The 9,714-nt window shown below is 62.6% G+C and carries 8 protein-coding genes; 6 read left to right on the top strand and 2 right to left on the bottom strand.

What is annotated here, in order from left to right:
* Window positions 1–1,308 (bottom strand): heavy metal sensor histidine kinase (locus tag ACUH78_RS18120; RefSeq protein WP_510497589.1); only part of this gene is annotated, 1,308 nt, incomplete at its 3' end.
* Between the two features lie 2 nt (window positions 1,309–1,310).
* The gene (locus ACUH78_RS18115; protein ID WP_002924878.1) at window positions 1,311–1,997 is read right to left on the bottom strand and encodes a heavy metal response regulator transcription factor; all 687 of its coding nucleotides are present in this window, start codon (window positions 1,995–1,997) and stop codon (window positions 1,311–1,313) included.
* A gap of 169 nt (window positions 1,998–2,166) precedes the next feature.
* Between ACUH78_RS18115 and ACUH78_RS18110 the strand changes: the two genes are divergently transcribed.
* From ACUH78_RS18110 to ACUH78_RS18085, 6 genes are all read left to right on the top strand, one after another.
* Window positions 2,167–2,505 carry a DUF4148 domain-containing protein gene (locus ACUH78_RS18110; RefSeq protein ID WP_004248732.1) on the top strand — a complete coding sequence of 113 codons (339 nt, stop codon included), beginning with the start codon at window positions 2,167–2,169 and terminating at the stop codon, window positions 2,503–2,505.
* 614 nt (window positions 2,506–3,119) lie between these two features.
* Complete coding sequence (locus ACUH78_RS18105) at window positions 3,120–4,388, top strand: TolC family protein (RefSeq protein WP_039921668.1); 1,269 nt, start codon at window positions 3,120–3,122, stop codon at window positions 4,386–4,388.
* Between the two features lie 17 nt (window positions 4,389–4,405).
* Window positions 4,406–4,969: a hypothetical protein gene (locus ACUH78_RS18100; protein ID WP_004299261.1), complete on the top strand. Its 564-nt coding sequence runs from the start codon at window positions 4,406–4,408 to the stop codon at window positions 4,967–4,969.
* Complete coding sequence (locus ACUH78_RS18095) at window positions 4,966–6,078, top strand: efflux RND transporter periplasmic adaptor subunit (RefSeq protein WP_002924861.1); 1,113 nt, start codon at window positions 4,966–4,968, stop codon at window positions 6,076–6,078. The genes ACUH78_RS18100 and ACUH78_RS18095 overlap by 4 nt, the downstream gene beginning before the upstream one ends.
* A 15-nt stretch (window positions 6,079–6,093) precedes the next feature.
* Window positions 6,094–9,213 carry an efflux RND transporter permease subunit gene (locus ACUH78_RS18090; RefSeq protein WP_510497588.1) on the top strand — a complete coding sequence of 1,040 codons (3,120 nt, stop codon included), beginning with the start codon at window positions 6,094–6,096 and terminating at the stop codon, window positions 9,211–9,213.
* A gap of 41 nt (window positions 9,214–9,254) precedes the next feature.
* Entirely contained in the window at window positions 9,255–9,641 is a 387-nt protein-coding gene (locus ACUH78_RS18085; RefSeq protein ID WP_320368359.1) for a hypothetical protein, read from the top strand.
* Window positions 9,642–9,714 lie beyond the last annotated feature (73 nt).

Here is a 9,714-nt window from a genome sequence, read left to right as displayed (position 1 = left end):
AAGGCCAACGCTCGTCGTTCCGGCAGCTGACCGCACAAAGGTGGCGCCGCCATGCATTCGCGCGATCGCAGCTACGATCGCCAAGCCGAGCCCGTGATTATGGTCGCGATGTTCGCGGGCCCCATCAACCCGATAAAAGCGGTCGAATAGACGAGGCAAATGCTCCGGGGGGATGACAGGGCCCGTGTTGCTGACAGACAGGCAAATGCGGCCATCCGTGTCCTGCTTGATATCGACCTCGATCACCGATCCGCGCTCTGCAAAACGGGTCGCATTGGCGAGCAGGTTCGAGAGCGCACGCCTAACCAACCCAGCATCGACTGTGCCCATGCCGTCACCGCGTAAGCGCGCAGTCACGCCGGCCTCCTGCATTGACGCTTCGTGGAATTCGATGACCTCGGACACCAGTTCGGCCAGGCTATCCACACGGTGGCGACGGGCGCGCTCCCCGCGATCGGCCCGGGACAAGAACAACATGTCATTGACCAGCCCCGCTAAAAGTTGAAGATCCTCGAGGTTCGATCCGAGCACATCGCGCAGTTCGGCGACATCGCGCTGACGACTCAGAGCTAGCTCGGTCTCACCAATCAAGGTCGCCAGCGGTGTGCGCAGCTCGTGAGCGACATCGGCGTTGAACCCTTCCAGTTGTTGATATGCGCGGTTCAATCGAACCAGGAGCGCGTTGAATTGTGTGACCAACGGCTGAAGCTCCTGTGCCTGGGCGGAGCCGTCAAGCGGCTGTCCAACGCTTTCCGGGCTTAGGGCCGCTGCTTGTCGAGCCAGGTCGCGAACAGGCAAGAGCGCTCTACGAACGAGCCATGCGCCGCCCACTGAGATGGCCGCCGCTCCACCAAGGGCGCTCGCGAGTAGCGTCCAGGCCAACTGCTCCAAAAGCAGCGCGTCGGCGCTGCTGTCGAGCATCAATTCGGCGCGCAGCATGGTTGTGGGCGACCATGGCACGGAGATTTCGAACTCATCCCGCCGCAGGATTGCGCCGGGGCTTGAACGCGCCGGAGTTGCGTACAGAAGAGCGTCAGATCCCTGGATCAGCCGTAACTCGAGGTTGGCATGGCCCACAAAGAAGTCGTCGAGCTTGTGACGCAGGCTCGGCAACGCGTCCCGCGTTGCAATCTCGCCGACGAGATGGCGCACTATGTCCCGCTTGTGCCGCAGTTCGTCCGTCTGCTTGTTGGAGAGATTTAGACTCGCGCCCACGTAAACGATCGAGCAGACCAAGCCGAGCCCCAGCGAGGCCAGCACGGCGAGCCACCACGATAACCAGCAGCTAAGCGAACGCGGATTGCGCATTCTCAGGGCTTCCGGTCCTCAAGGACGTATCCCATGCCGCGCACGGTATGCAACAACTTCTTCTCGAAAGCGTCGTCGATCTTGCCGCGCAACCGGCGCACCGCAACTTCGACCACGTTCGTATTGCTGTCGAAATTCATGTCCCACACCTGCGCTGCAAGCGCGGTACGGGAAAGGACCTGCCCTTGCCGGCGCAGCAGCAACGTCAGCAACGTGAACTCCTTGGCGGTCAGGTCGAGGCGCTGCCCGGATCGTGACGCCTTGCGCCGAACCAGGTCGAGTTCGAGGTCCGCCAAACGGAGCACCGTTGAATCCTGGCTATCCGAGCGCAAGGCACCGCGCCGCAACAAGGCCTGCACGCGAGCGAGCAACTCGGACAGAGCAAACGGCTTCACCAGGTAATCGTCGGCACCCGCCTGCAGGCCTCTGACCCGATCCTCGACCTCGTCCCGCGCGGTCAGCATCAGGACGGGTACGTGTTTGCCCCGACGCAGTTCTTGCAAGACGGCATAGCCATCCAGCCCCGGAAGCATGACGTCGAGGAGGACGAGGTCGTAATGCCCTTCGGTCGCGAGATAGCGGCCATCCGTGCCGCTGTGCGCGACATCCACGATGTAATTGCTTTCGGTGAGCGCCCTGCGTAGGTATTCGGCGAGCTTGGGTTCGTCTTCCACAACCAGAATCTTCATGCAGCGATTATCGCGGAGATGCCGAAACCATCACATTACGAAATCGTAATCTGGCAGTTCGCGATTCGACGAGGATGGACCTTTAAAGTCCGCGACGTGTTCGGTGCAAGGCGACGCCAAGCGGCTTATGCCGAACGCCACCTCTCACGTTGAACGAAGGAGTCTCGTCATGTCGAAAACCCGCACCACTGCCCTTTTTTCGCTTCTTGCTGCCGTCCTTGTCGTTCCTGCGGCTGCGCAAGCCAGCTCGCTGTGGCATCCCGCTCCCGGCGAGCAGGGGTTCACGTTCCATCCGGATCACTCCACGAGCACGAAAACCCGCGCCGAGGTGTTGCGCGAGCTCGAACAGGCAAAGGCCGATGGCAGCTATTTCTACCTGCAGCGTGGCCTCGCGGTGCCCTCGCGTGCTTCCGGACCCGGCAAGACCCGTGCAGAAGTCCTCAAGGAGCTGGTCGACATGACCCCGACAGAGCGCGCGTACATGAATGAACTGTACAGTGGCTCCTGAAGCCACCTATCGGCGCGAGACGTCGGGCCGTCCAGGCGTTTCGCCCAGCAGGTTCTCGTAAAGCGCCGTTTGGTCTGCCCATTGGTACCGTCGCTGTCGACGATAGCAAATCCTTATTGATAGAATCCGCGCCATGCGTCGTTGGCTTGCGATTTTCCTCTTGATCCTGCTGCCTGCCCAACTGAGTTGGGCGGCGGTGGGCGATTACTGCGCGCACGAATCCGGTGCCGCAGCCAATCATTTTGGTCATCACGCGCATCGTCACACCGAAGATGCAAAAGGCAAGGAAAAAGGGGGCTTCACGAAGGGCGCACACACAGACTGCGCATCGTGCCAGGTGGTGGGCTCTTCAGCAGTAACGAGTGAGTCCAGCGCGCTATTCACACAGCATCAGGCATCCCTCCCCATCGGCGTCACACCTGGGTGCTCACTTGCGGAGCATCCCGCAGAGCCCGAACGCCCTAAATGGGCCCGCCCAGCCTGATCGGCAGGGCGGTCGCCTTCATTCCCTCTTGATGTTCCTACCGCTTTGAGCGGTAGCGTCACGCGTCCATTGCGATCGGTCCGATCGCCCTCTGCCGATTCCCCGTGTCTTTACATCAACGGAGAATTGGATGTTTCAGCAACTTCGTCTCAAATGGCTGCCTGGGCTAATGCTCGGCCTTGCCGTCAATGGTGCCTGGGCGCAGCAGCCCGCCCCCCCGGCTCCAAGTACCGCCCTATCCCTCAAGCACGCTTTCGAGGCAGCATGGGCACGCCAGCCTGAAGCGCTGTCGCTCACGACTCAACAGGAAGCGGCGCAAGCGCGCCGCGACAGTGCCGACAGTTGGTTTGTCGAACCGCCCGCCCTAGAGGTAGCCGGAAAAACCGATCAGTTGGACAGCAATCGCGGGAGCCGTGAGTACGAGGTCGGCATCGCGGTTCCGATCTGGCTGTCGGGCGAACGTTCGAGCACTGCAGCCCTCGCCACTGCCGAAATAGCTGCCACGGCGAGCCGGGCTCGCGGCGCGCAGTTGCGCACCGCTGCAGCGGTACGCACAGCATATTGGGATTGGCAACGCGCGCGCGTAGATGTGACGCTGGCGAGGGCGGGTCTCGAGAACGCCCGCGAACTGGCCGCCGACGTGGCCAAGCGCATCAAGGCGGGTGATCTGGCGCGCGCAGATCAGCATCAGGCCGACGGTGTGCAAGCTACAGCTGAAGCCGCCGTCGCCGAGGCAGAAAGCGCCCTTGCAGATGCTGCACAGCAGTTGCGCACGCTCACTGGAATCGGGCCAGAACGCTCATCCGGCGGGGTGTCTGCGCCGGAGCCCGTCCCGTCCGCTGCGACACCGACACAGATTCTTGAGACGGCGCACCCTGCAGTGGCCGAGCTGCGTGATCGGGTCGACGTTGCGCGGCGCACGATGACCCTTGCCAGCGTTCAGGGCCGCGCGAATCCGGAGTTGAGTGTCACGACCACCCGCGAACGCGGCGCATCGGGTGAATCCTGGGAACAGACAGTCACGCTGGGCTTGCGCATTCCGCTTGGTTCCGGTTCGCGCAGCCGGTCCCGCGTTGCAAGCGCCAATGCAGAGGCCATCGAGGCCGAGGCGCAACTCCAGATCGAACTCGAACGTCTGCTGGCCGAAACAGAGATGGCGCACCAGCGCGTCGAATTGAGACGGCAGCAGGTCGCCGCTGCTGAACGGCGCTCCGACCTCGCACAGGCGTCACGCGGCTTCTTCGAGAAGGCGTTCCGCCTCGGTGAGGCCGATCTGCCGACCCGTCTGCGCATCGAATTCGAGGCGGCCGAGGCCGAACGCGAGCGCGCGCGCGCGCGTATTGATCTGGCAGCCGCCATCTCGGCCCAGCGCCAAGCGTTGGGCCTGCTTCCCGAATGAATAACAGGATCCCCAAAATGAAATCCACTCATACCCTCGCGGCATGGAGCCTCGCTGCCGTGCTTGCCGGGCTTGCCCCGCAAACGCTGGCCGGTGACGGACACGACCATGGAGAAGCGCCCGCGACCACAGCGGGCCCGGCATTGCCGCGATTTACCGCCGTCTCGGAACTCTTCGAGCTGGTCGGCGTAGTGAATGGCAAGAACGTCACCGTCTATCTTGACCACTTCGCTGACAACAGTCCGGTCAAGGACGCAAAGGTCGATCTGGAACTCGATGGGAAGGCCGTTGCGCTCTCGCCCCATGCCGACGGTGAGTTCGAGGCCACGCTCGAGGAGACGCTCAAGCCGGGTGTCGTCTCTGTCACGGCAACGGTGATTGCCGGTCAGGACGCCGATTTGCTCGCTGGTGAGCTCGACTTGCATGAGACCGCCGCCGAGGCGCACGAAGAGGTTGCCGAATTGGACATGAAACCCTACGCAATTGGGGCAGGCGCGGGGGGGCTTGTGCTAGGCCTCATCGGCTGGGTTGTGCTTCGCAAGGGGAATTCGCGTAATCGCTCGACTGGAGGTGCCGCATGAAGCTGAGCGTACTGTTTGCTGCGCTGGCGCTGGTATCGGCCAGTGCCTCGTGGAATGCCTTTGCTGGCGAAGGCCATGATCATGGCGATGAGGGTCCGGTTGTGGCAGGAGGCAATGGGCCACAACGGCAAGCCGATGGCAGTGTCTTTCTGCCCAAGCCGGCACAACGCCAGATCGGTGTTCGCACGTTGGTTACGGAAGCCGGCGAATTGCCGCGTACCACCGCGCTGGCCGGCAAGGTGGTCATGGACCCGAATGCCGGCGGAAAGGTGCAGGCCATGGTGGCTGGGCGCCTGGAGGCGGGCCCGCAGGGGTTGCCAAGCGTCGGTCAGGCCGTGAAGAAGGGGGACGTGCTGGCTTACGTCAGTCCTTCGACGGACCAGATCGAGCGGTCTAACCAGATGGCGCAATTGGCCGAGCTGCACGCGGCCAGGGCCCTTGTGGAAAAGCGCCTTGCGCGTCTGAAGGAACTCGCCGACACGGTACCGCGCAAGGAGATCGAGGCGGCCGAAAGCGAGCTTGCCAGCCTGAGGGCCAGATCGAAAGCGATCGGTGGTGGCCTCAATGCCCGTGATGTCCTGACCGCACCCGTCAGCGGTGTGATCGCATCGACTAACGCCGTGTCAGGCCAAGTGGTCGATGCGCGCGAGCTCGTGTTCGAGATCGTCGACCCGAAGCGGCTGCGTGTCGAGGCGCTCTCCTATGATCCAGAAATAGCGGCGGATGTCGCCTCTGCAAGTCTTGCGGTCGGCGACCAGCGGATCCCGCTCACCTTCATCGGCGCCGCCCGCAGCCTGCGCGAGCAGGCCTTGCCGCTCACCTTTGCAGCCGAAGGGGAAGCGCTGGCCTTTCTTGCCGTGGGGCAGCCGGTCGAGGTCTTCGTCCAGTCGCGCAGCACGCAGCAGGGTGTAAGCGTTCCCGCAGCATCGGTGCTGAAGAATTCGGCAAACCAAACCATCGTCTGGGTAAAGACGGCGCCCGAACGTTTCGAGTCCCGGACCGTCACGATCGCGCCGCTGGACGGTGTGAATATTGCGGTGACGTCCGGCCTCGAAGCCGGCGAGCGGGTCGCCTCCCGTGCCGCCACGCTGATCAACCAGATCCGCTGACCGGGAGTCTATCCGATGTTCAAGTGGCTACTCGACAACAGCCTTGGTAACCGGCTGCTGGTGATTATCGCCAGCCTGGTACTGATGGCCTATGGGGCGTTCACGCTTTCGCGAACACCCGTGGACGTATTTCCGGATCTCAACAAGCCGACGGTCACGATCATGACCGAAGCCGGCGGCATGGCGGCGGAGGAGGTCGAGCAACTCATCACCTTTCCGCTCGAGACCACCATGAATGGTTTGCCCGGCGTGGAGTCAGTGCGCTCTACCTCGAGCTCGGGGCTGTCCTTCATCTACGTGACCTTCGACTGGAGTACCGAGATTTTCCGCGCCCGGCAGATGGTGTCGGAACGCCTCTCAGCCATGGAGGAAGGGTTGCCTGAAGACGTGATTCCGCGCATGGGGCCGATCAGCTCGGTCATGGGCGAGATCATGCAGATCGCGATCCCGATCGACACGGCGAAGATCTCGCCGATGCAGGTCCGAGAGTATGCGGACTGGGTTCTTCGTCCGCGCCTGATGGCGATCCCCGGCATCGCGCAAGTCATCCCGATTGGCGGGGAGGTGCGGCAGTTCCAGGTTCAGCCCGACACCCGCCGTATGGCTGAGCTCGGTGTTTCGTTGGAGCAGTTGGAAGGGGCGATTCGAGGCTTCTCGTCGAACACCTCGGGGGGCTTTCTCGAACTGAACGGGCGCGAGTATCTCATCCGCCATCTCGGTCGGACCTCGAGCCTGGAGGATCTGAAGAACCTCGCGATCACTGCGCGTGATGGCCAGCCGATCCTGCTGCGTCAGATCGCATCCGTGACCTTCGCAGCGGCGCCCAAACGGGGGGATGCGGGCTTCGAGGGCAAGCCGGCCGTCATCCTCGGCATTCAGAAGCAGCCTACGGCGGACACCATTCACCTGACTCGCTCGATCGAAACCGCGCTCGAAGAGATGAAGATATCGCTCCCGGCCGGGATGGATGCGCCGGAGGTGACCTTCCGGCAGGCGACTTTCATCGAGGCATCGATCAGCACGCTCAAGGGTAAGCTGATTGGTGCATCGGTGTTCGTTGCGGCAATCCTCTTCTTTTTTCTCGGCACCCTGCGCCCGACGATCATCGCGCTCACCGCGATTCCGGTGTCCATCTTCATGACGGCGTTGGTCTTCAAGTATTTCGGGCAGTCGATCAACACGATGACCCTTGGTGGTCTCGCGATTGCGATTGGCGGCTTGGTCGACGATGCGGTTGTGGGCGTAGAGAACGTGCTGCGCCGATTGAAGGAGGACTGCGCAAAGCATCACGACCATCGGCTTCACCCGATCGAACTCGTGGCGCGCGCAACGATGGAAGTGCGCTCGGCCATCCTTTACGCGACGATCATCATCGTGCTGGTGTTCTTGCCGCTGTTCGCGCTGCCTGGCATGGAGGGGCGGCTGTTCGTGCCGCTCGGCGTGGCGTTCATCGTCTCCACGCTCGCCTCGTTGGTCGTCTCGGTGACCGTGACGCCGGTGCTGTCCTTTTACCTGCTTCCCCGGATGAAGTCCCTCGATCACGGTGACACGCGCTTGCTCGCCTGGCTCAAGGCACGTTATCGCGGGGCGTTGCAGGGGGTGCTCGAGCACCCCAGGGCGGCCGTCACAGCGGGTGCGGTTGCGGTGGCAATTGCTGCCGCTGCGGTACCGTTCTTCCCCACGACCTTTCTGCCGCCGTTCAACGAAGGCACCTTGCTGATCGGCATGCGGCTCAACCCGGGCGTTACCCTGGCGGAGTCGACCGTGCTCGCGCAGCAAGCGGAAGTGCTCGTGAAACAGGTTCCCGAAGTGACGCACGTCGGGCGCCGAAGCGGGCGGGCCGAGCTTGACGAGCATGCGGAAGGTGTCCACGTCAGCGAGCTCGATGTGGGGCTGAAACCCGCCGGTGAGCTGAGCCGCTCAATGGGTGAGATCACCGCAGACATCCGGTCGCGACTGGTCAATCTGCCAGCTGCGATCGCGATCGGGCAACCGATCTCACATCGCATCGACCACATGCTGTCGGGCGTGCGCTCGCAGATTGCGATCAAGATCTTCGGCGAGGATCTCGACACCCTGCGCGGTCAGGCTGACGTATTGCGAACGCGGCTTGCCGCCATTCCGGGGCTCGCCGACCTGGAGATCGAGAAGCAAGTGCTCGCGCCGCAGATCAAGGTGCGGATCGACTATGCGGCCGCTGCCCGTTACGGGGTGCCGGCACCGCAGATTCTGGCCGCGCTGCAAAACCTCGTCGAGGGCGAGAAGGTCACCCAGATCGTCGAGGGTGGTCGACGGTTCGCATTGGTCGTTCGCCTACCGGAAACGGCGCGCTCGGTCGACGGGCTGGCTCAGATCCTGATCGAAACGCCGACCGGACATGTGCCCTTGTCGAAGCTGGCGTCGATCGAGGATGGTGACGGTCCGAACCAAGTGAGCCGGGACGACGGTAAGCGCCGCATCGTGCTCTCGGCCAATGCGCAGCAGCGTCCGCTATCGGAGGTCGTCGAGGACATCCGCGCCGTCGTGGCCGACCTTAAGTTGCCCGAGGGCTACTTCATCACCCTCGGCGGGCAGTTCCAAGCTCAGGAAGAGGCATCCCGTTTGGTCGGGTTGCTTTCGATCGTCTCACTCGTGCTGATGTTCGTCGTGCTCTACAGCCGCTACAAGTCGGTTCGACTCTCGGCGCTCATCATGGCGAACATTCCGCTCGCACTGGTCGGGGCGGTGATTGGACTGTGGATCTCCGGTCAACCGTTGTCGGTGGCGGCACTCGTCGGCTTCATCACGCTTGCAGGTATTTCGGTGCGAAACGGCATCCTCAAGGTGAGCCATTACCTCAACCTGATGCGTATCGAGGGCGAGAGCTTCGACCACACGATGATCCTGCGGGGCTCGATCGAGCGCCTGTCGCCGGTGCTGATGACCGCACTGGTAACCGCGTTTGCGCTTGCACCGCTGCTGTTCGAGGCCGAGCGCCCGGGTACCGAGATCCTGCATCCGGTGGCCGTGGTGATCTTCTCGGGCCTCATCAGTTCGACCCTGCTGGATACCTTCCTTACCCCTGCAATGTTCTGGCTCTTCGGCCGCCGCGATGCAGAGAGTCTGCTCGACGATCGAAACGCCGAAGCATTCTGACGCTGCTTAACCCGCCTCATGCAAACCAGAAAGGAAAACCCATGAAGTTCTCAAAAGTCGTCGCCCTCGCTGCTCTCGTGTCTGTGGGCCCCACCTTTGCAGCCGACAAGCATGACCATGCTCACGAGCATGAATCGATGCATGGAGGCGTGGTGGTCGAGGTCAAAGATCTCGATCTCGAACTCGTTGCCAAGCCCGAGGTGATCCAGTTGCACCTTCGCGATCACGGCAAGCCTGTTGATGTGGCAAACGGCAGTGCCAAGCTCACGCTGCTGTCTGGCGCAAACAAGCAAGATGTCGAACTCAAGCCTGCAGGTGATCGACTCGAAGCCAAGGGTAGCTTCAAGGTCGGCGCCGGCACCAAGCTGGTCGCGGTTGTCACCCTTCCGGGCAAGCCTTCCACCACGGCACGCTTCACACTGAAGTGACTCCGCCCGACCGCCTGCGGCAACGGCGCGCAGGCGGTCACCTCAGGCGCTCGGCGGTAGCAAGATGAAAGCA

Source organism: Thauera sp. ZXT1-4 (genome assembly GCF_052598215.2).
This window is presented reverse-complemented; position numbering and strand designations above follow the sequence as displayed.

Excerpts from the sequence above, each read along its gene's own strand:
- ACUH78_RS18115 (WP_002924878.1), bottom strand. The coding sequence starts at position 1,997 with ATGAAGATTCTGGTTGTGGAAGACGAACCCAAGCTCGCCGAATACCTA.
- ACUH78_RS18110 (WP_004248732.1), top strand. The coding sequence starts at position 2,167 with ATGTCGAAAACCCGCACCACTGCCCTTTTTTCGCTTCTTGCTGCCGTC.
- ACUH78_RS18105 (WP_039921668.1), top strand. The coding sequence starts at position 3,120 with ATGTTTCAGCAACTTCGTCTCAAATGGCTGCCTGGGCTAATGCTCGGC.
- ACUH78_RS18100 (WP_004299261.1), top strand. The coding sequence starts at position 4,406 with ATGAAATCCACTCATACCCTCGCGGCATGGAGCCTCGCTGCCGTGCTT.
- ACUH78_RS18095 (WP_002924861.1), top strand. The coding sequence starts at position 4,966 with ATGAAGCTGAGCGTACTGTTTGCTGCGCTGGCGCTGGTATCGGCCAGT.
- ACUH78_RS18090 (WP_510497588.1), top strand. The coding sequence starts at position 6,094 with ATGTTCAAGTGGCTACTCGACAACAGCCTTGGTAACCGGCTGCTGGTG.
- ACUH78_RS18085 (WP_320368359.1), top strand. The coding sequence starts at position 9,255 with ATGAAGTTCTCAAAAGTCGTCGCCCTCGCTGCTCTCGTGTCTGTGGGC.